Annotated in this window: 18 protein-coding genes; 10 read left to right on the top strand and 8 right to left on the bottom strand. The window is 63.6% G+C overall.

The annotated features are described in order from the left end of the window. Window positions 1-25 precede the first annotated feature (25 nt). From IRI77_RS05910 to moaD, 4 genes are read right to left on the bottom strand one after another with little or no spacing between them, the layout of a single operon-like run. Window positions 26-838: an inositol monophosphatase family protein gene (locus IRI77_RS05910; protein WP_194451147.1), complete on the bottom strand. Its 813-nt coding sequence runs from the start codon at window positions 836-838 to the stop codon at window positions 26-28. 19 nt (window positions 839-857) lie between these two features. Beyond that, window positions 858-1,082, bottom strand: coding sequence for an Hfq-like protein (locus IRI77_RS05905; RefSeq protein WP_194451146.1), 225 nt, complete (start codon window positions 1,080-1,082; stop codon window positions 858-860). Window positions 1,083-1,124: 42 nt separating this feature from the next. Continuing rightward, entirely contained in the window at window positions 1,125-2,030 is a 906-nt protein-coding gene (locus IRI77_RS05900) for a VWA domain-containing protein (protein WP_194451145.1), read from the bottom strand. Beyond that, entirely contained in the window at window positions 2,003-2,719 is a 717-nt protein-coding gene (gene moaD, locus IRI77_RS05895; protein ID WP_228486618.1) for a molybdopterin converting factor subunit 1, read from the bottom strand. The genes IRI77_RS05900 and moaD overlap by 28 nt, the downstream gene beginning before the upstream one ends. Before the next feature lie 65 nt (window positions 2,720-2,784). Here moaD and IRI77_RS05890 point away from each other — a divergent pair, with 65 nt between their 5' ends. The 3 genes from IRI77_RS05890 to IRI77_RS05880 are packed head-to-tail and all read left to right on the top strand — an operon-like array spanning window position 2,785 to window position 5,200. Further along, window positions 2,785-3,201 carry an acyl-CoA thioesterase gene (locus tag IRI77_RS05890; protein WP_228486617.1) on the top strand — a complete coding sequence of 139 codons (417 nt, stop codon included), beginning with the start codon at window positions 2,785-2,787 and terminating at the stop codon, window positions 3,199-3,201. Then, complete coding sequence (locus IRI77_RS05885) at window positions 3,198-3,932, top strand: penicillin-binding transpeptidase domain-containing protein (protein ID WP_194451143.1); 735 nt, start codon at window positions 3,198-3,200, stop codon at window positions 3,930-3,932. The genes IRI77_RS05890 and IRI77_RS05885 overlap by 4 nt, the downstream gene beginning before the upstream one ends. Then, complete coding sequence (locus IRI77_RS05880; protein WP_194451142.1) at window positions 3,902-5,200, top strand: SpoIID/LytB domain-containing protein; 1,299 nt, start codon at window positions 3,902-3,904, stop codon at window positions 5,198-5,200. The genes IRI77_RS05885 and IRI77_RS05880 overlap by 31 nt, the downstream gene beginning before the upstream one ends. On the opposite strand, the gene IRI77_RS05875 is transcribed toward IRI77_RS05880, so the two are convergent. From IRI77_RS05875 to IRI77_RS05865, 3 genes are read right to left on the bottom strand one after another with little or no spacing between them, the layout of a single operon-like run. Further along, a complete protein-coding gene (locus IRI77_RS05875; RefSeq protein WP_194451141.1) occupies window positions 5,193-5,618 on the bottom strand; it encodes a hypothetical protein in 426 nt (141 codons plus the stop codon). The two genes, IRI77_RS05880 and IRI77_RS05875, sit on opposite strands and share 8 nt — an antisense overlap. Then, complete coding sequence (locus IRI77_RS05870; RefSeq protein ID WP_194451140.1) at window positions 5,615-10,252, bottom strand: alpha-2-macroglobulin family protein; 4,638 nt, start codon at window positions 10,250-10,252, stop codon at window positions 5,615-5,617. Before IRI77_RS05870 ends, IRI77_RS05875 begins: the two co-directional genes overlap by 4 nt. Before the next feature lie 4 nt (window positions 10,253-10,256). Next, window positions 10,257-10,922 (bottom strand): DUF1175 family protein, encoded by a 666-nt coding sequence (locus IRI77_RS05865; protein ID WP_194451139.1) that lies wholly within the window; start codon window positions 10,920-10,922, stop codon window positions 10,257-10,259. 177 nt (window positions 10,923-11,099) lie between these two features. Between IRI77_RS05865 and IRI77_RS05860 the strand changes: the two genes are divergently transcribed. From IRI77_RS05860 to IRI77_RS05845, 4 genes are all read left to right on the top strand, one after another. Beyond that, window positions 11,100-11,489, top strand: a complete 390-nt coding sequence (locus IRI77_RS05860) for a gamma-glutamylcyclotransferase family protein (RefSeq protein WP_194451138.1) — start codon at window positions 11,100-11,102, stop codon at window positions 11,487-11,489. Between the two features lie 161 nt (window positions 11,490-11,650). Continuing rightward, on the top strand, window positions 11,651-14,830 hold the full coding sequence (locus IRI77_RS05855) for a TonB-dependent receptor (protein ID WP_194451137.1): 3,180 nt from the start codon (window positions 11,651-11,653) through the stop codon (window positions 14,828-14,830). 9 nt (window positions 14,831-14,839) lie between these two features. After that, window positions 14,840-16,060: a dipeptidase gene (locus tag IRI77_RS05850; RefSeq protein WP_194451136.1), complete on the top strand. Its 1,221-nt coding sequence runs from the start codon at window positions 14,840-14,842 to the stop codon at window positions 16,058-16,060. Window positions 16,061-16,275: 215 nt separating this feature from the next. Continuing rightward, a complete protein-coding gene (locus IRI77_RS05845) occupies window positions 16,276-17,703 on the top strand; it encodes a methyl-accepting chemotaxis protein (RefSeq protein ID WP_194451135.1) in 1,428 nt (475 codons plus the stop codon). A gap of 24 nt (window positions 17,704-17,727) precedes the next feature. Here IRI77_RS05845 and IRI77_RS05840 read toward each other — a convergent pair whose 3' ends face one another. Then, window positions 17,728-18,198: a CoA-binding protein gene (locus IRI77_RS05840; protein WP_194451134.1), complete on the bottom strand. Its 471-nt coding sequence runs from the start codon at window positions 18,196-18,198 to the stop codon at window positions 17,728-17,730. Between the two features lie 63 nt (window positions 18,199-18,261). On the opposite strand from IRI77_RS05840, the gene IRI77_RS05835 reads away from it, so the two are divergent. The 3 genes from IRI77_RS05835 to IRI77_RS05825 all read left to right on the top strand — a co-directional run bounded on the left by IRI77_RS05835 (window position 18,262) and on the right by IRI77_RS05825 (window position 25,318). Next, window positions 18,262-21,195: a sensor histidine kinase gene (locus IRI77_RS05835; protein WP_194451133.1), complete on the top strand. Its 2,934-nt coding sequence runs from the start codon at window positions 18,262-18,264 to the stop codon at window positions 21,193-21,195. Next, window positions 21,192-21,839, top strand: a complete 648-nt coding sequence (locus tag IRI77_RS05830) for a response regulator (protein WP_194451132.1) — start codon at window positions 21,192-21,194, stop codon at window positions 21,837-21,839. Before IRI77_RS05835 ends, IRI77_RS05830 begins: the two co-directional genes overlap by 4 nt. Before the next feature lie 143 nt (window positions 21,840-21,982). Continuing rightward, complete coding sequence (locus IRI77_RS05825; RefSeq protein WP_194451131.1) at window positions 21,983-25,318, top strand: efflux RND transporter permease subunit; 3,336 nt, start codon at window positions 21,983-21,985, stop codon at window positions 25,316-25,318.

Raw genomic sequence — 25,318 nt, 5'->3', positions numbered from 1 at the left:
GATAAGTAAAGGAAGCGAAAGAGGTTTAACCCGTTACGGGCGGCATCGGATAGCGGTAGCGGCCCGCGAACACATCGCTGAACAGCGCGAGTAACTCGTCATGAATCAACGAATTGGAGACAGCGATGTGCGGCCCGTGCAATTCCGCCGGACCACCGTGCATATCTGTCGTCCGGCCGCCCGCCTCTCGAACGAGCAATAATCCGGCCGCGATATCCCACGGATTCAGTCCGAATTCCCAGAAGCCTTCCAGCCGTCCGCAGGCCACGTACGCCAGGTCGATCGCAGCCGATCCGCTGCGCCGCATGCCGTGCGTCACCATCGATGCCTGGTGGAAGAAATGAACGTTCACGCTCTGGTGCCGCTTCCTCGACGGAAACCCCGTGGCCAGCAGCGAAACGTCCAGTGTCGCCGCCTTGCTGGCGTGAATCCGCCGGCCGTTCAAAAACGCGCCGCCGCCCAGTTCCGCCGCGAACATCTCCTGCCGCACCGGGTCGAAGATCACGCCCGCAATCAGCTCGCCGGCGCGCTCCAGCCCCAGTGTCACGTTGAACGCGGGGTAGCTGTGCGCGAAGTTCGTGGTGCCGTCCAGCGGGTCGACATACCAGATGTATTCGCTGCTGCTCTCTCGCAGGCCGCCCTCTTCGCCCAGCACGCTGTGCGTCGGGAAGTGGTTCTTCAGCCGCTCCACCACCAGCTTTTCGCTGGCCCGGTCGGCCTCGGTCACCAGGTCGTATTCACCCTTGAGATCGTAGGCGATGCCCCGGTTGAAGTGTTGGGAAAGCAGCGCGCCCGCTTCACGGGCGATATCGATAGCGGTTTCCAGGTAGCTGGCCATTGTCTCGAACGGGCGCGCGTCAGTCCTTCAGTTCCGCGATGTACTTGATCTGGTCCTTGAAGATGAACAGATTCGGTCCATCGGTCCGCGTCAGGCGGATGAAGCCGGCGTCCCAATACTCGATGTAGCCTTCGTATTCCTCGTCGGTCAGCAGCTTCACACGCACCGGGGCCTTGCTCTGAACCAGTTCCGTCAGATACTGCGGCTCCACAAAGGTTTGCGCGGGCGCTTTCGACTTGGGCAAGTGGGGAAGGCTCCTAGAATTTCTATGGTAACCCAGCGCGGCTCACGGAGTCGGGTCGGCGAAATAGCCGTTTCGGGCCGAGACCGAGAAGCCCGGTTTGTCCACCGCCACCGCCACACGATGGAAACGCTGCTTGCCGGGCGGCACGTTTTTCGGATAGTAGCCGATCAGGTATTGCGTGCGCAGGTCGCGCAGGATGTCCTCAAACGCCTGGTCCAGCGAAAGCCCCAGGGAGGGGAAGAAGATCTTGCCGCCGGTCCAGTTGGTCAGCGTCGTCAGCGAGTTCTCGCCGCCCAGGTTCCGCCCGGCGTCGTTCGCCACCGGCACGATCAGCACGGCATACATCACCGCATTGGCGCGGTGCAGCGCTTCCAGCGCCTGCTGGAACTTGATCTTGCTGAACGTGTCGCCGCCGTCGCTCACCACCACCACCACGCGGCGGCCTTCCCGCCGGTCCAGATCCTCGCTGGCCAGGTAGATGGCGTCGTACATCGCCGTGGCGCCTTCGCTGCGCAGGGCATTCAGGCCGCTGTTCAGCTTGTCCATGCGGCGCGTATAGTCCGTCTGCAACCGCACTTCGTAATTGAAGCTGTACAGAGCCGTCTGGTCCCGCTCGTTGCCTTCCTTGAACAGCGCCTTGAAGAACTTCCTGACCGACTCGATTTCATACGCCTTCTCGCGCTGCGTCGAGCGCGACCGGTCCACCAGCATGGCGATCGACAGCGGCTGCACGGTGTTGCGCTCAAACAGAGCCACTTCCTGCTCCACGCCGTTATCCGTGATCTGGAAATCGTTCTTCGTCAGCCCGCCGACAAGCTCGCCCATCCGGTTCTTCACTGTCACCAGCATGCGAACCAGTTTGACGTCGACCTTGATGACCGGGTCTTGTGCCAGTGCCGTGACCGCCGGCAAACCAGCGATCAGCGCCCGGCGACTGATGAGTCCCAATCGCCCTCCACCCATACCGCGCCGTCCTCGAAATACTCTTTCTTCCAAACCGGCACCAGCTTCTTCAGCCGGTTGATGCCTTCCAGCGCCGCGTCGAAGGCGGGCTTGCGGTGCGGAGCGCACACCAGCACCACCACGCTCGCTTCCCCAATCTCCATGCGGCCCAAGCGGTGGACCATCGCCATGCAGCCCACTTCATACTTGCCCGCGATCTCGCGCCCCAGGTCCGCCATCACCCGGATTGCCATCGCTTCATAGCATTCATAGTCCAGGTAAAGAGTGCGCCGGCCGTCCGAGTTGTTCCGGACCACTCCTTCAAACAGGACAATCCCGCCGTCGGAGCCCTGCAGCACGCGCCGCCGCAAGACCGCTGTGTCGATGGGGTCGCGGGTCAAGGCAAAGAAATGCCCTGCCTGGTCTTCAATGACGTGCGAGAACTGGCCCGTCCCGCCGCTCACGGGCGGCAGAAACGCCACTTCGTCGCCGTCGCGCAGTTCGGGGTTGTCCAGCGCGAATTGCTGGTTCACGGCCAGCACAATGCTGGCACGCATCTTGAGAATGGACGGGAAGCGGGCCGCATACTGGGCGAACAGATCGTCCAGCCGCAGGCCCTCCTCCACCAGCAGATGCTCCTCGCGAAGCCCCGCTATGTCCTTGAGTTGTCCGAAGAAAAGAACGCGAATTGTCACGCTAAGCGCCATGGTACCAGACGCCTGTAGGACACTCCCGGTTTCCGCCATGGCTACTATAAGATGTGGACACAACGGTTCCTGAAGCTTCTGAAGTACACTTCCGCGTACGCTATGCGGAAACAGACCAGATGGGCGTGGTCTACCACGCGAACTATTTGATTTGGATGGAGATGGCTCGCACGGAGCTGTGCCGGGTGCGCGGCGTGCGCTACCGCGACATCGAAAAGAACGACGGCCTCATCATGGTCGTGGCCGAGGCCAACTGCCGCTATCACCAACCCGCCCGCTATGACGACGAAGTCATTTCGCATGCCGTCATCAAGCACGCTCACCCGCGCATGATCACTTTTGCGTATAGAATCACCAACGCCTCCGACGGAGCCCTGCTCGCCACCGGCGAGACCCGCCACCTGTTCCTCAAGGACGGACGCCCCGTGAAGGTGCCCGCCAAGTACTTCCAGCTCTTCGGCTTGTCATGATCACCCGCCGGGCACTACTGAGCCTGCTCGTGCCGCCCGCGGCCTGCACCGTCGCCATCCGAGTCCCGGACGGAGCAGTGCTGCGCTGCGACGACCCGCTGCGCGCCCGGGAACAGTGGGCTCCGCCCGGCTCCGCCATCAAGCCACTGACGTGGATGAACCTGCCCCGGCGCGTGCCGGCCCGCTGCACCACCCCGTTCTTCCTGGGCGGCCATCGCGTCGACTGCACGCACGTTCCGGTCCTGACCCAGGTGGACGGGGAGGTGGCGCTCGCCGCCAGTTGCAACGCTTGGTTCGCGGCGATGGCGAGGAGCCTCGACGCGCGTCTCTTCCAGCACAAACTGCAGCAATATGGCGCTCGCGCCCGGCTGGCCGGCAGCGTCGAGGATCTGCAGTTGCAGGCGCTGGGGCTGGAAGGCGTAGAATTCACGGTGATGGGCTTGGCCAAGGCTTACCTCCAGGTGGTTGCTTCCCCGGACCCGATCCTGCGGAAGGGCCTCGAGCGCGCTGTCACCGAAGGGACCGGCCAGCTCGCCGCCCTGTCCAATCTCCAGGTCGCCGGCAAAACCGGAACGACCAGTGAAGGATCCTGGTTCGCCGGCTTTGCTCCGGCCCGCCAGCCCAAGGTCATCGTGGTCGCCCATACACGGCTGGGCCATGGCGCGACCGACGCGGCCCCCGCCGCTCGTGAGATCTTCGAATGGTGGCAGCGCTTCGCATCCTCGCGCTAATCCTGCTCGTCTGGCCCGTGGTGGCCCAGACGGCACGGGTCCGCCTGGCCGACAAGGGAATAGTCCACGTCAACCTGGAGGAGTATGTCGGTTGGGTGATTGCCGGGGAAGCCGGCGGAATGAAGTCCGACGAGGCGCTCAAGGCGATGGCGGTCGTCATCCGTACTTACGCCCGGGTCAATCGAAACCGTCACAATTCGGAAGGATTCGACTACTGCGAAACCACCCACTGCCAGGATGCGCGGGTGGGTGCCGTCACCGCCCGGCTCCGCGCCGCGGTCGAGGCGACCGAGGGCGTCATTTTGTGGAGCAACGGCCGTCCGGCCACGGTGTTTTACACCGGACATTGCGGTGGAAAAACCGCGGCCGCCGCGGAGATCTGGCCCACCGCCCGGCGCTCCTACCTGCCCAGCCAGGAGGACACTTACTGCCTGTCAGCCGGCCGGAACCCCTGGACCGCCAAGATCGCCTGGACGGATCTGTCCAGAATGCTCGGCCTGCCGGGGCTGCAGGAGATGGAGGTCCAGACCCGGACCGCCTCCGGCCGTGCCCTCGCCCTCCGGACCAACCGCGGCTTAGTGAACGCGGAGCGGCTCCATCTGCTGGTGGGGCGCGAGTTGGGCTGGAATCTGCTCCGCAGCCGCAACTATGACGTGGAAGTCTCTGGGAAGCAGGCGGTATTCCGTGGTTATGGCACCGGTCATGGCGTAGGCCTATGCCAGATCGGCGCCGAGCAACGTGGCAAGGCCGGCATGAAGTGGGAGCAGATCCTCCAGGCGTACTTCCCCGGAACCCGGGCCGGCATCGCCGCCACCGACATCCAATGGCAGATTCTACGCGGGGAACGCGTGGACATTTGGTCGGCCGGAACGCCGGGCGATGAGGCTTTGCCGGCCAAGGCAGACCGCGCCCTGGCCGAGGCGGAACGCCTGACCGGCTTGAAAGTCCTGAAAAGACCTATAGTTAGAGTCTACCCAACAGTTGTCGTTTATCGCGATTCCACCGGAGAGTCGGGCAAAGTCGCCGCCGTGACTCGCGGCCGGGTGATCCACATGCAGCCGCGCAGCGAGAGCGCCCTCAAACACGAAATGCTACACGTGGCGCTGGGGCTCAACAGCAGGACCCCGCTGGCCTTGTGGCTCGACGAAGGCCTGGCCGATTACCTGGGGAACGGCCTCACTCATCCTGCCGAGCGCGCCAGGGTTGACGCGCTCGTCAAGAAGAACAGCCTCCAGTGGGTACTGGACAACCGCGAACAGATTAAGTAGCCGTCGCTGTGCAGTGCAGCCACAGCATCGACCCGGTGAACAGCAACCCGGCGATCACGAACCGGATGCCGGCGCTCACTGCCTGCGCCGTCATGGACCCCAACTCGGGGATCCACCAGATCAGGTAGTACGGCAGAACGAAGCCAATCACCAGCGTGACCACGGCGGCGATCCAGAACGCCGGCACGGTCATGGCCTTGCCCCATTGCACCGGACCGAGGGCCCGGTTGGCGAGCCGGAAGGCCAGCCAGACGAGCCCCACAATCAGCAGAAACAAAAGGGCATGCTCCACGAGGTGCAGGGTGGTCGCGACCGGCAGCGCCAGCCAGCCGTAGGCGGAACCGAGGATCGCGCCCACCAGGGCGGTCTCCTCAATCCAGAGCAGCTTCTGGGAGAGCAAACGGCGGAACGCGATCATTGGTGCACCTCGAAAGTAGCGGGCAGGCTCCAGCCGAGATGGCCGGGCTTATACATGGGCTCCACTCGGGCCGGGGTCACCTTGAAGGCGCCGGCGTTGGTGAAGCGGATCAAGTAGACATACTCCAGTCCGTCCTTGGGCATACGCCACGGGAAGTAGGAGACGCGGTTGTCGCGGACTTCGCGGCGCGACCACCAGGTGGTCCACCACGCGGGTTGGCCCCGAACCTGATAGAGATCGTCGCGAGCCACCACTTCGGCGCCGGTGGGGAGCGGATCCTCCACCAGCAGGTAGCGCTGGTTCTCCTGGCCGGAGACCGACAACCGGACCGCCACCAGGTCGCCCAGCCTGGCTTCGCCGTTCAGCGGCTCCATGTTGTAGATGATCTTGCCGCCCTCGTTCACCGGGTTGAGCCGGTAGTAGTTGCGGTTGATCTTGAGCGGAGTGTCGCCGCGCAGCCGGCTTTCGGTGCCGTTCGAGCGGTACTCCCAGCGGGCGGAGGCGAACAGGACGCCGTCGCCGTTCTTGGTGACCGTGACCTTGGGATTCGCGTCGTTGCCCTTCAGCGGGACGCGGATCTTGACGGGTTGCGGGCTGAGCGCGTCTTCGGCAGTGAAGCGCTTGGAGAGCACTTCGGCCCCGTTGACGGTCACCTTGACCTGGTAGTCAGGCTTCAGCTCGCCGCTGCGCTTCAGCACGTCGGTGAGGCCGAAGATGACGAAAGCGGTTCGTTTCGTCGACGCCCAGTAGTAGCCCTGGTCGCGATGGTTGACCAGCCACTGGGTGGCCTCGTCGATCAGCGGGCTGGTGGGCTGCTGCTTCGAGAGGAACTTGACGACGAAGGCCGTGGCCTCCAGCGAGTTCTCGGAGTCGAAGTCGAGCATCGGATCCCGGTTCGACTCCCAGAAGGAGCCGTCGGTGGTCTTGCTGATGCGGCCGGCCAGGTTCGTGGCGACCTCAGCGGCGCGCGCGTCCTTGGCCTGGTAGAGCGTGAGGCCCAACAGGGCCCGGCCGAAGTTCGTCATCTCATCGCGGCCGTTCCAGATGGCTTCGATTTGCGGTTTCGTCTGGTGGCCGGCCAGGGTCAAGGCATAGACCATGTACGCCCGCGTATCGGGCGCAATCTTGGCCTTGCCTTCCAGCATCTTAGCGAGAGCCGTGGAGGAGTTGTTCACCCGCCACAGGTCGATGCTGTAGCCGGCGTCGGCGGCCAGTTTGAGGCCGCTGGTGACGTAGGCGGTCATGAACGGGTCACTGGCGTCGTCCTTCCACCAGCCCCAACCGCCGTCTTCGTGCTGGTAGTCGTAGAGGCGTTCCAGCCCGGCCTTGACCTTTTTGGCAAGATCCTTCTGGTCGATGTTGGCGGGCAGCTTCAGCTCCTTGAGGGCCTGGCTGACGACCACGTTGGGCAGGAAGCTGGACATGGTCTGCTCGGTGCAGCCATAGGGGTAAGTGATGAGGTACTCCAAAGCGCCGAAGACGGCTCCGGCGGCGGAGGGCGTCAGGTGGACCGTGACGGCCCGCCAGTTCTGCTGGGCATCGCTCGGGAACTTGCCGGCGAAGTCATACGACTGGCTCTTCTGCTGGAGCTTGGTCTGCAGCGGATCGATCAGCTTCAGGCCATACGGCTCGACCGGGAAGGTGAGTTCCAGGGCGTCGCTCTCCTGGGTGGTGAGCGCTTTGGCGGTGAGCACGACTTTGTCGACGGCGTTGGCCCTCAACTTGTAGTCGACCCGGCCTTCGCCCTTGGGCGCGACCGTGATCTCCGACGTGGCTCCGGCGAGGATCTGGACGCCTTGTGCGTCGAGCGACACTCTCACCTTTAGTTCGCCCGCCGTGTAGTTGCGAACCAGAACCGGCACAGTGACCTCGTCGGCTTCCGTAAAGAAGCGCGGCGTGGCCATGGTGACCATCAGGTTCTTGCGGACGATGGTGCGCTGAACGGCTCCGCCGACCTTCGTATCCTCGGTGACGCCGCGTGCCGTCGCCCGCCAGGTGGTGAGCGAATCGGGAAAGGTCACTTCGGTGGAAGCCCGCCCGTCATTGCCGGTCTTGAGATCGGCGATCCAGTAGGCGGTATCGGGGAAGTTCTTGCGGATCTTCGGCTCTACGAGTTTGTCTGGTTTGAGCTGGGCACGCGACTTGCGGTCGCGGATCTGCGCCAGTTGCATGCGGCGCTTGCCGGCCTCGCCGTAGAAGTAATACTCCATCGACGTGTCGGTGCCCACCCGGTTCCAGGTGCGTCCATAGAAGACGTTCAGGATATCCGGCTGCGCTTCCTTCTTGATGGCGTAGATGGCTTCGTCGACCACCCCGAGGCTGAACTCGGCGGCGACGGGTTTGCCCTGGTTGTCCTTGGCTGTGACCGTGAATTGCGCGGGCTCGCCCGGCTTGTACTCGGCCTTGCTGGACTGCACCTCCACCTGGATCTGCTTCTCGACCGGCGGCACCTTCAGCGACTTCGACCCGCGATAGAGGGTGTTGTTGCTGAGGAACGTGGCGTCGACGAAGACGTTGGGCGCGTGCGAACTCTCGATGGGGATCTCGACGGTCGCCGTCCCGCCCTTGGCGTGGACGAACTTCGACCAGTAGAGCGTCTTGCCCTCGAGCGTGAGCCAGACATCGGCGTCCGGGACATTGGTGACCAGGAGAATCTTCGCTTTGTCGCCCGACTTATAGGACTTCTTGTCGGGGATGATTTCGATGCGCTGGTCGGCTGTGCCGCTTTCGGCCCAGGCACCCGAGACCCACAGCCAGCTGATATCGTCGATGGCCCGGCCGGCCGTATCGGCGGCGGAGACCTTCACCTGATAGGACGCGCTGACCGGGGCGGGGAACTCGACCTGGCCCTTGCCGTCCGGCCCGGTCTTGCCTTCCAGTTTCAGGATGGCGGGTTCGGTGCCGCCCTTCCTGGCGTGCGGAGCTACTTCCACATGGAAGGAGACATTGGGGACCATGGCGCCGGCGTAATCCCGAGTCTCCACCCGCATGCGGGCCGGGTCGCCCGGACCGTAGACATAGCGCTCCGGTTCAGCGGTGATGAAGAACGAGCCGCGGGTCGCCACGAAGTTGCCGGAGCCGGCCACTTCGCGGTTCGACGAATCGGTGACGCGGGCCTCGACGCGGTAAGCGGAGTCGTAGGGATTCGCTGTGGTGGGGACATCGATGGTGAGATGGCCCTGGCTGTCGAGTTTCGCGGTTTCTTCGGCCACCTGCTCGCCGCCGTAGCCGCCGCCCTCTTCGTCCTCGTCGCCCATGTCTTCGTCGGTCTCGTACCAGGGCGCCCACCAGCGGTAGCGGTGGACGGTGTACTTGACGCTGGCGCCGGCTACGGGTTCTCCGTAGTAGTACTTGACGTCGACGTTCATTTTGACGTGCCCGCCCTGGATGGTGCGCGGCGTCTCGGAGGTCACCTTTACTTCGTATTCGGGTTTACGGTACTCCTCGACGTTGAAGCCGCCGAACGCCTTCATCTCGTGGTCGTCGCCGCTGAGGCTGACGTTCACGCTGTAGTAGCCGATGGCGGCATCGGCCGGCAGGGTGAGGTCGCCCGAGACCGAGCCGTATTTCGTCAGGGACGCCTTCTTCTTCAGCAGCGTCTTGCCCTCGGGGTCTTCCACCTGGACCTGGACATCGGACTGGTCGGGGATCTGGTAGCCAGCGCCGATGGTGTTGCGGACGATGGCTTTGAAGTGCACCGGGTGGCCGGGGCGATACACCGGCCGGTCAGTGTACACGTAGCCCATGAAGTTGCGTCCACGTTCGGTGGAGAGGCTGTAACCGCCCACGGTGGTGACGGCAAAATCCTTCTCGCGGTGGGCCAGCACGACGGCGCCCTCTTCGGACACCTCTTTAACGTCCACGGAGAGGAGCCCGTCAGGATCGGTGGAGGAACGCGCGATATCCTGGCGGGTGCCGCTGTCATACACCTGAATGGGGATATTGGCCAGCGGCGCTCCGGTGACGCGGTCGACCGCCCGGACGAGTAGTTTTCCGGGGGTGGTCTTGGTGATGATCGCGAGGTCAGTGACGGAGAGAATCGTATAGGCCTGGAGCTTGCCGTTGGTGGCTTCCAGGACGTAAAGACCCTTGTCCTTCAATTCCACCGGAACGGTGGCGGCTTCCCAGCGGTTGGGCGTCTGAATGGGTTGGGTCCAGGAGCGAACCAGTTGCTGGGGGTTCAGCACGGAGACTCCGGCGAACTCCTCGCCCTTGTTCGCGCCGGCCTTCTTCTTTTCGGCGGGCGCCGGCTCCTTGAGCATGGCGGCGCGGATGCTGTGGCGGTTGTCGGGCGTGAACTGCTGCCGGACGACATCGCGGGCCCGGGCATGCCAGCGGTGTTTCCAGGCGGCGAACTTTTCGATGGGCGTGCGCGCTTTGGGCGTGGGGCGGATGGCGCCCCCGAAGCGGTGCGGCTCGTCGAGTTGACGGAAGAATTTGACGGGATCGTTCACGCGGTACAGGCGGAAGTCGAGGCTGCGAATGCCTTGTGCCTGCACGCGGACCGGGATGGACTCGCCAGCCCGCACGGGATGGTCGGAGTTCAACGAGAAATAGATGCGCCCTTCGTCCTCCTGCGCCGGAGCGCTACAAACCAGAAGGGCTAACGGGACCAGGCAATAACCGAGACGCATAGATTCAATCCGATTCACACAAAACGTTCCAACGGAACACACCCAGGAAATTGCTGTTGCCAGCTAACGGCCGCCAGCGCGGCTCGGGATGTCCTAGCAGCTGCGAGAGCGTAGGACGCCGGATCTCGCCGCGATCGTTGCGCGACGGTCCGGTGTGATAGACGATACAAGGCTCCCGCAGCGTTTCGAAGCTGCTGGGGCCCAAAAAAACCATACTGTGCCAGGGTTGGCTGGGCACCAGTTGACGGTAGAAGAGCAGGTCGCCGGGCTGGGCGAGATGGATGTCGCGCGTGATGAGGCGCGTGTTATAGCGCATCAGGTGCTCGGCGTCGGCGAACTGCCGCATGGCTCCGGAGGCCACCTGAAACAAGGCGGATTCGCGGGTGGGGTGCTTGAGCTCCGGCAACGGGGGCATCCAGTCGAGGCCGATCTCCGAGGCCCATTGGGCGGTGTGGGGCCGCTGCGCTTCCCGGTAAGAGAAACGGAGCAGGGCGGAGCAGTCGGCCACCTCGCGAGGGCGGCGGGCCTCCGGCATCTGATAGAGGGCTTCGGCCAGCCAGGTGAACCAGGAGCGGAAGGATTTGCGGTCGGACGGGTTCAGGGGCGGCGTGAAAGCGCGTGCATGGACGAGGCTTACCCCGATGAAACAAAAGGCTCGTCGACTATGCATCCGGAGGACTATGATAGCTGGAAAATGAAGGATCCGAAATGGTCTGAATTACATTTGTTGCGAAACAGGAAGAAATGGCGGGTTGGGCGGGGTGTGCGGTTTGTGGTACCTGTCAAATGAAGTGCAGAGCCGGTCAGGGGATCGGCCGCGGGCCAGGGGGTCCGCATTCCAAGAGAAATGGCTACGTTCGAGACCGAGTTCCTGTTCGTCTACGGCACGCTGATGTCCGGGGTCGATAATCAATGGTCGCTGCGGCTTTGGCGGGCGTGCGGCCAGCCTTCAGAGGCCAAAGTACCTGGCCGGTTGTACACGCTGGGTGGATATCCGGGCATGAAGGATCCGCTGGACGGCGAAGCGGCCTGGGTCCACGGACAACTGGCTCAACTGCCGGATTCGCCTGCCTTGCTGGCCGATCTGGACGCCTATGAGGGTGACGAATTTGTCCGGCTGCGCCGCACCGCGACGCTGCGGGACGGGCGAATCGTCCCCGTTCAGGTTTACATGTATCAACCAGAAGTCGATGAAAATCAACGCATCTGGTCGGGACGCTTCACATTCGCCCAATAGAAATTTTTAATACCCCCAGCCGCCTGCGGGATGTTAATCTTTGGAAACAGGCAGTCTTGCCCTGCTTCCGGGATTTGCGCCACGAGGCGCCCCCCAGCGCTGTCTCCGTTGAGCCACGCAGGCTAAACCACACCGACTGAATTTGCTGAGGGGTTTACCGCATGAGTCTTCCCAAGTACGCCAAGGGTGTATTTTCTCTGGCGTTGGCGCTCGCCGCGCTGATGCCTGCACAGACATTCCGAGGAGCCATCTCCGGGACGTTGACAGACGCCTCTGGAGCCGCAGTGCCCGATGCTTCGGTGCAGTTGAACAGCCCGTCGACGGGTTTGAAGCGCACCACACTCTCTTCCCAGGCCGGCGACTTTTCGCTGCCCGACCTGCCCCTGGGCATCTATGAACTCACCGCGACCAAGGCCGGCTTCTCCACGGTCAAGGTGGCCAACATCGAAGTCAGTGTCTCGAAAGTAACGAATCTTACACTGCAAATGAGCGTCGCCACGCAGGCCGCCGTAGTGGAAGTTTCGGCCGATGCAGCCACGCTGGAAACCACCTCCTCCGCGCTGACCGGCGTGGTGGGTCCGAAGATTGTCGCCGAGGTCCCGATGATGGGCCGCGACTTCCGCCAGATGCTGAAGCTGGCTCCGGGTGTGTCGCCTTCGTCCGGTTCAGTGAACGGCATGCGCACCTCCGGCAACAACTACCAGATTGACGGCGCCGACAACAACGATGCGTTCCACAACGCCAGCGCCGTGAACCAGGGCGGCGTCGCCGGCATCGCCGGTACGCTGCTGCCGATCGAAGCGATTGACCAGTTCGCGGTGCAGTCGAACGCAAGCGCCGAATCCGGCCGCAACGGCGGCGCGTCGGTGAACCTGGTGATCAAGTCCGGCACCAACGACATCCACGGCAGCGCCTATTACTTCAACCGCAACGAGTTTTTCGCGGCGAACTCGCCTTTCGCCACGCCGGGCAGTGCAAAGCGCAAGATCCGCAACGACCAGTACGGCTTCTCGGCCGGCGGCCCGGTGATCAAGGACAAGACGTTCTTCTTCGTCACGGGTGAAGCGCAGAAGGCCGTGGCCGGCCTGTCGTTCCTGAACACGCATCCCTCGAACGCGTGGATTGCGGACGCCACCAGCATCCTGAACCGCTATGGCGTGGCGGTGAATCCGGTGTCGACGAGCCTGCGTTCACTGTGGCCGTCGCGCTACAACAACGCTCCGGCGACCGCCAACAACTTCGTGGCCGCCGATTCGGCGGACTACAACAGCTACAACGGGATCATCAAGATCGACCACCGCTTTACGTCGAACCACACGATCGCGGGCCGCTACTTTGGCGGCACGGGTACGCAGATCGCCGATTCCGGTGTGCCGTACCGCGAATACTTCCAGGTGGCGCCCAGCCACATGCACAACATGTCGGTGGTGTTGAACGACATCTTCTCGCCGCGCGCCGTGCTGCAGACCACGCTGGGTGTGAATTACTTCCTGCAGGTGTTCAATGATCTGGACACCAGCGCTAACCCCATCGCGCTCGGCCTGAACACCGGCGTGACGGAATCGACGCTGCAGGGCTCGCCCACGATGCGCATCAGCGGCTTTGCCGGCGCCAGCGCCACGCAGCCCCTGGGCCGCATCGACTCCACGGGCCACATCACTTCCAACCTGAACCTCTCGTTGGGCGCACACCAGCTCAAGGTGGGCGGCGAATACCGCCGGGCGCGGCTGGACGTGTTCTATGACACGAACAAGCGCGGCTCCTTCAGCTTTGACGGCACCGCCGGTCCCTGGGCCTCCGATGGCACCCTGAGCACCAGCCAGAAGGCGCTGGCCGATTTCCTGGCCGGCTATGTGACGGGCAACAACGGCGCACAGATTGTGCGCGGCCAACTGCAGCGCGACTATTGGCAGAACTCCTTCGACTGGTGGGTGCACGACAACTGGCAGGTGAACTCGAAGCTGAACCTCAACTTCGGCGTGCGCTACACCTACCACGGCGTGCTTTCCGACGAGAAGAATACGATCACGAACTTCATCCCCGGGAAGGGCTTCGTGACGCCTGGCGTCGATTTCGGCAGCCTGTATCCGAAGGACCTGAATAACTTCGCTCCGCGCTTCGGCTTCGCCTATACGCCGGGCAAGAGCGCCAAGACGGTGATCCGCGGCAGCTACGGATTCTTCTACGACGTTCCGCCACTGAACTTCATCGTGGCCAACACGGGCGTGCCGAATGGCGGCGCGGCCGGCGTGCATGCCAATCCGGGCGGCCCGAATCCGGTGTACTCGATCATCCGCAGCGGCTTCACGCTGGTGAAGGATGACCCGATCTTTGGCGCTACCAACCCGCGTCCTCCGTTCGGTGTCTTCTCGGTGAGCCAGGACTTCCGCGTGCCGTACGTGCAGAACTTCAACCTGAACGTGCAGCACCAGTTGAGCCGCGACATCATGGTGCAGGGCGGTTATGTGGGCAGCGCCGGTCATCACCTGTCGCTGCTGCGCAACATCAACGCTCCGGTGCCCGGCACGACCGGTACCACCCAGGAACGCCGCCCCTATAACGGCGCGTATCCCACGCTGGCCTCGATCAACGAGCTGAACTCCATCGGCAACTCGAACTACCACTCCTTCCAGAGCCAGCTGCGGGTGACGCGCCTGAAGCACATCACGGCTGTGGCGAACTACACGTTTGGCAAGGCGATCGACAACGGGTCGAACGTCCGCAACGCGCTGCCGGCCAACAGCTATGACCTTTCGAAGGAGCGCGGTCCGGCCAGCTTCGACATCAGCCACATCTTCACCGCTTATGTCACCTACGATGTGCCGCAGTTCGGCCAGCGCCTCCAGCGCCTGAGCAAGGGCTGGCAGGTGAACGGCCTGATTACGGCCCACACGGGCGAACCGCTGGACATCCTGGCCGGCACCAACGTCAGCGGCAGCGCCGATTCGCGCGACCGTGTCGACGTCGTCGGCGATCCCTTCGCGAATGTCGTGCAGCCCACCAGCGGCACGGCTGTCCGTTGGTTCAATCCCGCCGCCTTCGCCCGTCCGGCGAACGGCACCTTCGGCAACATCGGCCGCGACGCGATTCGCGGACCGGGCTTCGGCAGCTTCGACTTCTCGGTGTTCAAGAACACTTCGATCACCGAGCGCATCAGCACCCAGTTCCGCGTCGAGATCTTCAATCTCTTCAACCGCGCGAACTATGCCAATCCGGGTTCGTCGCTGGGCTCTTCGACCAGCTTCGGCCTGATCACGAACACGCGTAACGGTTCGGGCGCGCCTGGCCTCGGCTTCGGCGAACCCCGCAATGTGCAGCTGGCCCTCAAGTTCATCTTCTAAGATGAACTGATGCGATCGACGCAGTTCCTACCGATCGCCGCGCTGTGCCTGTCCTTCGGGACGGGCACGGCCGCGGCGCAGCAGAAGTCCTTCACCGACGCCGAAGTGATGAAAGTTCACAACTCGGCGCTCCTCATCGATTCCCACAACGACGTCACCAGCAGGACCGTGGAAGGCTTCGACATCGGCCTGGCCTCCACCGACGGACACACCGATGTACCGCGCATGAAGAAGGGCGGCATGGGGGCGCAGTTCTTCGCCGCCTATGTCGGCACCAATTTCATGGAGGGCCACCAGTCGGCCCACCGCGCGCTGCAGATGATCGATACCATCCGGTTCGACATCATCGGCAAACACCCCAACGATTTCGTGTTTGCCACGACGGCGGACGAGATCGTCGCGGCCCGCAAGAAAGGCCGGATTGCCGCCCTGATCGGGATTGAGGGCGGACACGCGATTGAGGATGATGTCAGGCTGTTGCGGACGTACTACGACCTCGGAGTCCGCTACATGACCCTGACGCACAGCAAGAACCTCAGTTGGGCCGGGTCATCGGGCGAGACCGACAACAAGGGGCTATCGGAGTTCGGCAAGCAGGTGGTGGGGGAGATGAACCGCCTGGGCATGATGGTCGACATCGCGCACGTGTCCGACCAGACGTTCTATGACGCTCTGGCGGCGAGCAAGGCTCCGGTGTTCAGTTCGCATTCGTCGTGCCGGGCGCTGTCGAATGTGCCGCGCAATATGACCGATGACATGATCAAGGCGCTGGCCAAGCGCGGCGGCGTCGTGCAGATCAACTTCGCGTGCGACTTCCTGTCGCAGAAGTCGGCGAATACGACTCCGAAGCTGGATGCGGCGCAGGTTTCGGAGATCCAGAAGAAGATTGCCGACATCCAGGATCCCAAGGAGCGGCAGGCCGCGGCGCAGAAGGTCTTCGCCGAGCTGAGCAGCAAGACGGTGCGCGCCACGATTGACGACGTGGTGGCGCAAATCGATCACGTGAAGACCCTGGTGGGCGCGGACTATGTCGGGTTGGGCAGCGACTTCGACGGGGTGGGCTGTGTGCCTGAGGGGTTGGAGGACGTCTCGAAGTGGCCCAACCTGACGCGCAAGCTGCTGGAGAAGGGCTATTCGGCGGAAGAGATCCGCAAGATCTACGGCGGCAACCTGCTGCGCGTGATGAGAGACGTTGAGAAGACGGCAGCGGGCCTGCGGGCCGCGAAGTAAGCAAACCTACACATAGCCATATCGAAAGACGGCCCGATTGAGGCCGATCGGGGTTCGGGCGCGTTTTTGTTCCGCTGGCTGAGCATTTTCGCTCAGACCTCGCGTCTTCCCGCCGAAGTGGACATTGGGCGCTTTGTCAGGCGGCGGAGCTGGATGCTCCGCCAGGCCAGGCTCGGCCCAGTGCTGCGAACTGCGGGGTAGGTAAGAGGAACACCATGACCATTGGAAAGAAGATCGGATGGACATGTGCCGGTTTGATCGGCGCCACCGTCCTGACGGCGGCCGTCTCATTGTGGGGATTGGACCTAACCGAGGCGAGCATCCGATCGCTGCGCGATGATTCGATCCCGGGGATCAGCCAGTCCCTCGCACTGGAATCGGCGTTGTTCGAATTCCGGGGCAACTGTTGGAAGCATATAGCCACCTCGTCGCCTGAAATGATGAGCGCGGTGGAAGCACGCAACGAGGAAGTGAAGCGGGATATCGCGAAGGCCACGGCAGCCTACGCGCGTGCGATCACCCAGGAGGAAGACCGGGCCGCCTGGAGTCAGATCGGGCCGGTCGTCGAGAGCTATCTGGAGAGCTGGTCTCAGGTTCAGGTCATCAGCAGGACGGGGAAGAACGCCGAGGCCCACGACCTCTACATGCGGATTGCGGACCCCAAGTTCCAGCAGTTGCACAAAACGATCGCCGAAAGAACGCAGTGGAACCAGGCGTACGGCGATAGAACTGCGAGTAGCGCGGTAGCGGGGGCGGCCAGCGAACGGAGCATCACGTTCACGATGGGCTTGCTGACCGTCGGGCTTGGGGTGTTGGCGGCCTTTCTCATCGTGCGCGGCATCACCCGGCAATTGAAGGAGCTCATCGGTCGGCTTGCGGCCGGCGCGAGCCAGGTGGCGAGTGCCGCCTCACAGGTGTCGTCGACGAGCCAGACGTTGGCGCAGGGCGCCTCGGAGCAGGCCGCGTCGCTGGAGGAGACCTCGGCCACCAGCGAGCAGATCAGTGCAATGGCCATCAGGAACAGCGAGAATACCCGCTCCGCGGCGGGACTGGCCCTGAAGTCGCAGGAGAAGTTCAAGCTGACCAACCGGTCCCTGGACGAGATGGTAAAGGCGATCGGAGAGATCGGTGATTCCAGCGGCAAGATCTCGCGCATCAACAAGGTGATCGACGAGATTGCTTTCCAGACGAACATCCTGGCCCTGAATGCGGCGGTGGAAGCGGCGCGTGCAGGGGAAGCGGGCATGGGTTTCGCGGTGGTGGCTGACGAAGTCCGCAGCCTGGCGCAACGTTGCGCGCAGGCGGCCAAGGAGACGGCGGCGCTGATTGAGGACTCGATCCACAAATCCACCAGCGGCAAATCCAAAGTGGATGAAGTGGTCCGTTCGATTCAGGAGATTACGACGGAATCGCAAAGCGTGCAGACGCTGATCGACGAGGTGAACCAGGGCAGCGCGGAGCAGGCTCGCGGCGTGCAGCAGATCAGCAAGGCCATTAGCCAGATGGAGCGGGTGACGCAATCGACGGCGGCCAGTGCGGAGGAGGGCGCTTCGGCCTCCGAGGAACTCACCGCGCAATCGTCCACGCTTCACGAGATCTCAATCCACCTCAGCGCACTGGTGGGCGCACAGGTGGCGGAGTAACCAGCGGCTGCGTTGCACGGCTGCTCAATTGGGCAGGTGACCGATGAGGCCCCGGATGCCGCGGTGGAAACCGTGGATCCAGCCCGAGTTGGGCAGGAACATGAACGGGCATTCGCCATTGACCACGCGCATGCCCAGTTCCTCGCAGGCAGCCAGCGCGTCGTTGCTGACGGAACCGGCTCCGACGCTGCGGTAGAGCCAGACAAAGTGGACCCCGGCCGCGGCGCAATCCTCGACGACCGAGGCCGATACCGCGGGGGCTGTCATGATGAGGGCACCCTGGACGGCGGGAAGGATGCTGGTGACGTCAGGAAAACAGGCGACACCCGCGATTTCGGTCGCCTCCGGATTCACCGGCACCACGTCGCGACCCCGGCTGAGCAGTTCCTTGTAGACCATCCGGCTGAAGTGCTTTTCTTCGCGGGAAAGCCCGACCAGGGCGATGCGCGGCAGCGCCAGGAACTCATCGATATCCGCACGTGCAGTCACGATCATGCCGTCAAACTATCACGGCGGAGGGCTGGAGGGAAGGCATAGGGACGGTACACTCTTAGGGAGATGGTCCTGACTCGCCTCACGCTGCTTCTGCTGTGCATACTGCCGGCGGTATCCGGGCTCAACCCGCAGCGCCACATGAGCCAGTACGCGCACCGCCAGTGGAGCCAGGCGGAAGGGCTGCCGCAGGACACGATCCGCGCGCTGGCGCAGTCGCGCGACGGCTACCTGTGGATCGGCACGGAAGAGGGGCTGGCGCGCTTCGATGGCATCGAGTTTACGATCTACACGCGCGATGCGGGTCAATTGCCCAACAATCTCGTCACTGCGCTGTGGGCCTCGCGCGACGGCTCAGTGTGGATCGGCACGGCGGGCGGACTGGCGCGCTACCATGCGGGCCGCTTCACCATCTTCGGAGCCAAGGACGGCGTTCCTGCCGCGTTCATCACCTCGATTCACGAAGATGGCCGCGGTACGGTCTGGGTGGCGGCGGGTCTCTCGCTTTGCCGGTATCGCGACGGCAAGTTCACGCGCTTCGGCCAGGAGAACGGGATCCCGGCCCAGGGCGTCCGGGCGGCGATTGTCGACGCAGCGGGCCGCGTGTGGGTGGCGGGCTTCGGTTCGATCGGTGTTTTTGAGAACGACCGGTTTCAGGAGACCACTGAGGGCGGTTCGCTCTCCGGTGGCATCACGCTGTGCCTGGCGCTGGATGCTTCCGGCCAGTTGATGGCGGGCGGGACCAACGGGGTCCTGCTGAACGAAGGCGGGCGCCGGCGCCTGCTGACCACCGCCGACGGGCTGCCGGCGACCTTTGTCCGAGCCCTGGTGCACGATCGCGACGGGTCCGTATGGATTGGCACGAACAGCGGGCTTTGCCGCCGGGTGGGCAGCCGCATCGACAGTGTCGGAGAACCCGTCTTCCGCTCAGGCGAATGGGTCTGGTGCCTCTATGAAGACCGCGACGGGAATCTCTGGGTGGGCACGAACAGCGGGCTGCATCTCTTCCGGGACCAGAGCTTCGCCGTTTTTGGGAAGAACGAGGGGCTGCCCAGCGACCAGCCGACGACGGTGATGCAGACTCGGGATGGCGCGATCTGGGTAGGGTTCCATGATGGCGGCGCGGGTCGGTTGGTGGAATCGCGATATACGCCGGTCCAGGGCCTGCCCAGCAACGAAGTCTTCTGCCTGCGGGAAACCAGCGATGGCGAGGTGCTGGTGGGCACGCGCGCCGGCCTGACGCGGATCCGGGGCGGCAGGGTGGCCAGTTCCTACATGCCGAGCGATACGGTTGGCCGGCATAACGTCTTCGACGCCATCGAGGTGGCCCCAGGCACGGTGTGGCTGGGCACCAACAAAGGTGTCGTGGAGCTGGCGAAGGGGAAGGAAGCGAACCCCATCGCCGGTGGACCACTGCTCAATGACGCCGTCATTACGCTGCTGGCCGCCCGCGACGGTTCCCGCTGGGCCGGCACGTTCGGCAGCGGTCTTTGGCGCTGGCGGGATGGCCACGCGGAACTCATCACCGTCGAACAGGGCCTGTCGAGCAACCAGATCCGTTCGATGGCCGAGGATGACGACGGCACGATCTGGATTGGAACGGCCGGCGGCGGACTCGCCTTCTTCCGCGACGGCCGCTTCTGGCGCTGCTCCGCCGTCAATGGCCTGCCCAGCGACAACGTCGCCCACGTGACGGACGACGGCTCCGGCTGGCTATGGCTGGCGACCACGCGCGGACTGGCCCGAGTCGAGAAGGCCAAGATCAAGGAACTGGTGCACAACCCGGCGGCGCGCCTGCCGGTGGCCGTCTTCGGGATCAGTGAAGGCTTGAAGAGCATGAATTGCGCTCCGGGTTGGCCGGCCTCCAGCGGAGGAGGGCGCAGCCGTGACGGCCGGATGTGGTTCCCCACGGTAGCCGGGCTGGCCGCGGTGCGTCCGGAACGGCTGCAATCGGAACCGGCGCCCCCGCCCGCGCATGTGGTGGAAGTTCGCGTGGATGGAGCCGATCTCGTGCCCACGGCGTTTGCGATCCTGCCGCCTACCAGTCACCGCATCGAGTTCCGCTATGCCGCCGTGCGCCTGGCCGCGCCTGAGTCGGTGCGCTACCGCTACAAGCTGGAGGGGTTGGACGCGCAGTGGATTGAGGCCGGCGCCCGGCGTGTCGCCAACTACAACACGCTGCCCTCGGGCAGCTACCGCTTCGTGGTGAGTGCCAGCGACAGCCGCGGGGCGGTGCTTGGAGAAATGGCCTCGTTCTCATTCCGCCGCACGCCGCATCCCTGGGAGACCATGTGGTTCCGCTGGTCCCTGGCGGCCGGCATCGCACTGGTGCTGTGGCTCATCAGCCGTTGGCGCATCCTGCAGGAGCGCCACCGGTTCTCGCTGGTCCTGGCGGAACGGGCCCGCCTGGCGCGTGAGATCCACGACACCCTCGCCCAGGGTTATGTCGGCATCTCCTCCCAACTGGAGGCGGTCTCGATGCTGCTGCCCAAGGATCCCGCCCAGGCCGCGCAATACCTGAACCTCGCCCAGAAGATGGCCCACCATAGCCTGACCGAGGCGCGCCGCTCTGTCATGGATCTCCGTGACCAGGCGCTCGAAGGGCAAACCCTCGCCGAGGCCATGGCCCAGACCTCGCGCATGATGACCGCCGGCCGCGGCCTGAAGGCCACCGTACAGGCTGAAGCGAATCTGCCGGTGGTCCCCAAGGAGACCGAGCAGCAACTGTTGCGGATTGCCCAGGAAGCGTTGAACAACGCCCTGAAGCACTCGGAAGCCACGCACGCCACCATTGCGCTGAGGCGGGAAGGGAATTCGTTGAGGCTCCGTATTTCCGACGATGGCAGCGGGTTCGACCCCAATAACGCCTTTCTCTCGGCGGGCGGACATTTCGGCCTGCTCGGCATGCAGGAACGTGCCCAGCGCGCCGGTGGCACCCTGCGGCTGGAAACGGCGCCCGGCGCGGGCACTACAATCGAAGTGACAGTTCCCCTCACATGAACCCTGCCGAGAGCCCCAATCCGAAACGGATCGGCATCCTGATTGCCGAAGACCACCTCATTGCCAGGGTCGGCATCTCGACCATTGTCGCCATGCAATCCGACATGACCGTCGTGGCCGAGGCGCTGAATGGAACGCACGCCGTCCAACTCCACCGGCAGTTCCGGCCGGATATCACCCTGATGGACATCCGCATGCCCGGCATGACCGGCTTCGAGGCCATGTCCTCCATCCGCAGTGAGTGGCCGAACGCGCGCTTCGTGGCGCTCTCCACCTACGGCGGGGACGAAGACATCCGCCGCGCGCTGCAGTGCGGCGCGCAGGCTTACCTGACCAAGGAAGTGCTGCACGACGAGTTGCTGAAGGCCATCCGGGCCGTCCACGCCGGGCAGACCTACCTGCCGGCTTCGGTGGCGGCGGCACTTGCCGCCCAGTTCCCCAGAGCGGACCTGAGTGTCCGGGAAACCGAGGTCCTGCGGCTGATTGTCCAGGGGCTCAGCAATAAGCAGATCGCCTACGAGCTGCGCATTGCGGAGTACACCGTAAAGAATCATGTGAAGAATGTTCTCAACAAGTTAGGAGTGGATGACCGCACCCAGGCGGCCACCTCTGCCCTGCAGCGCGGAATCATCCACTTATCCTGATAGCTCGAATTGGCTAGAGGTGCCTAGCTCCTGGGTGTCATGACATTCAGCACCCGGGACGGGAGACTAGTATCTAACCAGATAGGTATTGCCAGATCCGGCAGTATCGTTCCGGAGATTCTTCCGTCGGATTAGCAACCTAAATGTGGATTGTTCGGCTCGCGCTCCGTCGTCCGTATACCTTCGTCGCCCTTGCGATGCTGATCGTGCTGCTGGGCTGCTCTGCCATCGTGTCGATGCCCGTCGACATCTTCCCCGCGGTGGACATTCCCGTCGTCAGTGTCGTGTGGACCTACAACGGCATCCCGCCGGAGGAGATGGAGAAGCGGATCGTCACCATCTTTGAGCGGTCCCTTACCACGACTGTCAACGATATTGAGCATATCGAGTCGCAGAGCTACAGCGGTGTCTCCGTCACGCGCATCTTCTTTCAGCCGAACGTGAAGATCGACCTGGCGATTGCACAGGTGACGGCCATCTCACAGACCCTGCTGCGCGGGCTGCCGCCCGGCATCTTCCCGCCCAGCATTCTCAAGTACGACGCCTCCATCGTGCCCGTCCTCCAGTTGGGTCTGGGTAGTAAAACCCTCAGCGAGCAGGAACTATTCGATCTCGGGCTGAATTTTATCCGCACGCAGCTGGCGACGGTGCAAGGCGCGTCCGTGCCGCTGCCCTACGGCGGACGGTTCCGGCAGGTGATGGTCGATCTGGACCCGCAGTCTCTCTACGCTAAGAATCTTTCGGCACTCGACGTTTCAAACGCCCTGAACCTGCAGAACCTCATCCTGCCGTCCGGCAATATCAAGCTGGACCAGCGCGAATACCAGGTCCGACTGAACTCCAGCCCGCGCGTGCTGGAGGAACTGAACGACCTGCCCATCCGCACCGTGAACGGCGCCACGGTCTACATGAAGGACGTCGCCCATGTCCGCGACGGTTATGCCGTCCAGACCAGCATCGTGCGCACCAACGGTACGCGCGGCGCGCTGCTCATCGTGATGAAGAACGGCCAGGCGTCCACACTGGATATCGTCAAGGGAGTGAAGACCGCGCTGCCCAAGATCCTTGCGGGGCTGCCGAAGGAGCTGGAGGTCCGCGAATTCTTCGATCAGTCGGTGTTCGTGCGCGCCGCCATCGACGGAGTGCTCAAGGAAGGGCTGATGGCGGCCATCCTCACCGGCCTGATGATCCTGATCTTCCTGGGCAGTTGGCGCAGTACGCTCATCGTCTCCATCTCCATCCCGCTCTCCATCCTGTCGTCCCTGACGATGCTGTCCCTGATGGGCCAGACGATCAACGTCATGACCTTGGGCGGCCTCGCGCTGGCTGTCGGCATCCTGGTCGACGACGCCACGGTGGAGATCGAGAATACGCATCGAAACCTCGCGATGAAGAAGCCTCTGACGCGCGCAGTGCTGGACGGCGCCATGCAGATTGCGGCCCCGACATTTGTATCCACCCTGTCCATTTGCGTAGTCTTCGTGCCTGTCCTGCTGCTCACCGGCGTCGCCAAGTTCCTCTTTACGCCGCTGGCGCTGGCGGTGGTCTTCGCGATGATGGCGTCCTACCTGCTTTCCCGGACGCTGGTGCCCACCATGGTGCACCACCTGCTTGGCCAGGAAGCGCATCTCTACCAGCATGGTGAGCACGCCACGGGCGGCAAGGGCATCATCTGGAGCGTCCACCACGCCTTCAACCAACGCTTCGAGAGCTTCCGCGAACGCTACACGGGGTTCCTGGACTGGTCCCTGGATCACAAGAAGATCGTCGGCGCGGTCTTCGCGGTCTTTGTCGTGCTCTCGCTGTCCCTGTCGCCGATGGTGGGCCGGGACTTCTTCCCGAGCATCGACTCGGGCCAGATGCGGCTGCATGCCCGGGCACCTTCCGGCACGCGGCTGGAGCAGACCGAACTGATCTTCGCCAACATCGAGGAAGAGATCCGCAAGGTGATCCCGCCGCAGGAACTCACCACCATCGTCGACAACATCGGACTGCCCAATGGCGGCTTCAACCTGGCCTTTGGGGACAACCCCACTATCGGGACGAACGACGGCGAAATCCTCATCTCCTTGAACCAGGAGAAGCATGAACCGGTGGAGTTGTACACGGAGAAGCTCCGCAAGCGCCTGACCGAACGCTTCCCCGACGTGGTCTTTTTCTTTGAGGCGGCGAACATCACCAACCAGATTCTGAACTTCGGCCTGCCGGCGCCGATCGATATCCAGGTGACAGGCCGCGATCCCGTCAAGAGCTTCCAGGTAGCGCGCCAGATCGCCAAGCGGATCGAGCGCATTCCAGGCAGCGCCGACGTCCACCTGCACCAGACGGACGACAGCCCCGAGATTCGGGTCAACGTCGATCGCACCAAGGCCGGACAGATGGGGCTGACGCAGCGCGACGTTTCCAGCAGCCTGCTCATCTCTCTGAGCTCCAGCGGCCAGGTGGCGCCCAACCAGTGGCTTAATTTTGCCAACGGCATCAATTACAATGTCGCCGTGCAGACGCCGATCTACCGCTTCCTGTCGCTTGACGACCTGATGCGGACGCCTATTGGGTCGGCCACCAACAGCGTGGCGTTTACGACAACCGATTCGCTGGCGGGCGCATCCGCCCTGACGCCCGGTTCCCTGGGCGCCAGCCCGGGCAAGAACACCCTGGCTTACGGCAATCCGGGTGCCCAGGCCGATCGCACGCAGTTGCTCTCGAACCTGGCGACCGTCGAACGGGGCCGTACCTACGGCATCGTCAACCACTACAACGTGCAGCCTGTCGTCGACGTCTTCGTGAACGTCGACCGGCGCGACCTGGGCGGGGTCGGCGACCAGGTGATGAAAGTGGTCGAGGAAGAGGCAAAGAAGTTGCCGAAGGCCATGGGCATCAACGTGCGCGGGCAGTACAAGACCATGCAGGACTCGTTCTTCCGCCTGGGCGTGGGCCTGTTGGGCGCGGTCGCCCTGGTCTACCTGCTGATGGTCGTCAACTTCCAGTCCTGGTTGGATCCCATGATCATCCTGATGGCCATCCCGGGTGCGTTCGCCGGCATCGTGTGGGCCTTGTTCCTGACGCAGACCACGTTCAATGTCCCCTCGCTGATGGGCGCCATCATGTGTATCGGTGTGGCCACGGCGAACAGCATCCTGATGGTGGTCTTCGCCAATGATGAACGCCTGGTGGGTAAGAACGCCCGCGAGGCCGCTCTCTCCGCCGGTGCGACCCGCGTCCGGCCTGTGCTGATGACCGCCCTGGCCATGATCATCGGCATGCTGCCCATGGCGCTGGGCATCGGCGAAGGCGGCGAACAGAATGCACCGCTTGGCCGCGCGGTGATCGGCGGCCTGACGGTGGCAACAATTGCGACCCTGGTGGTGGTCCCGGTCATCTACAGCGCCCTGCGCAAGACCCCGCCCGTGAACTACGACGAGACGATTTTCTTTGAGGAGCACGAAGGCGAGCTGCCGGCGGAATCCGGCCAAGCCTGA

The organism is Paludibaculum fermentans (genome assembly GCF_015277775.1).
Taxonomy (GTDB): domain Bacteria; phylum Acidobacteriota; class Terriglobia; order Bryobacterales; family Bryobacteraceae; genus Paludibaculum; species Paludibaculum fermentans.
The sequence above is the reverse complement of the archived record's forward strand: the minus strand, read 5'-3'. Positions and strand labels throughout refer to the sequence as shown.

What these genes read in the sequence shown, in the direction of transcription:
- IRI77_RS05835 (WP_194451133.1), top strand. Translation starts at nt 18,262, where the DNA reads ATGGTCCTGACTCGCCTCACGCTGCTTCTGCTGTGCATACTGCCGGCG.
- IRI77_RS05910 (WP_194451147.1), bottom strand. Translation starts at nt 838, where the DNA reads ATGGCCAGCTACCTGGAAACCGCTATCGATATCGCCCGTGAAGCGGGC.
- IRI77_RS05845 (WP_194451135.1), top strand. Translation starts at nt 16,276, where the DNA reads ATGACCATTGGAAAGAAGATCGGATGGACATGTGCCGGTTTGATCGGC.
- IRI77_RS05825 (WP_194451131.1), top strand. Translation starts at nt 21,983, where the DNA reads ATGTGGATTGTTCGGCTCGCGCTCCGTCGTCCGTATACCTTCGTCGCC.
- IRI77_RS05880 (WP_194451142.1), top strand. Translation starts at nt 3,902, where the DNA reads ATGGTGGCAGCGCTTCGCATCCTCGCGCTAATCCTGCTCGTCTGGCCC.
- IRI77_RS05855 (WP_194451137.1), top strand. Translation starts at nt 11,651, where the DNA reads ATGAGTCTTCCCAAGTACGCCAAGGGTGTATTTTCTCTGGCGTTGGCG.
- IRI77_RS05850 (WP_194451136.1), top strand. Translation starts at nt 14,840, where the DNA reads ATGCGATCGACGCAGTTCCTACCGATCGCCGCGCTGTGCCTGTCCTTC.
- IRI77_RS05840 (WP_194451134.1), bottom strand. Translation starts at nt 18,198, where the DNA reads ATGATCGTGACTGCACGTGCGGATATCGATGAGTTCCTGGCGCTGCCG.
- IRI77_RS05830 (WP_194451132.1), top strand. Translation starts at nt 21,192, where the DNA reads ATGAACCCTGCCGAGAGCCCCAATCCGAAACGGATCGGCATCCTGATT.
- IRI77_RS05885 (WP_194451143.1), top strand. Translation starts at nt 3,198, where the DNA reads ATGATCACCCGCCGGGCACTACTGAGCCTGCTCGTGCCGCCCGCGGCC.
- IRI77_RS05875 (WP_194451141.1), bottom strand. Translation starts at nt 5,618, where the DNA reads ATGATCGCGTTCCGCCGTTTGCTCTCCCAGAAGCTGCTCTGGATTGAG.
- IRI77_RS05860 (WP_194451138.1), top strand. Translation starts at nt 11,100, where the DNA reads ATGGCTACGTTCGAGACCGAGTTCCTGTTCGTCTACGGCACGCTGATG.
- IRI77_RS05870 (WP_194451140.1), bottom strand. Translation starts at nt 10,252, where the DNA reads ATGCGTCTCGGTTATTGCCTGGTCCCGTTAGCCCTTCTGGTTTGTAGC.
- IRI77_RS05865 (WP_194451139.1), bottom strand. Translation starts at nt 10,922, where the DNA reads ATGCATAGTCGACGAGCCTTTTGTTTCATCGGGGTAAGCCTCGTCCAT.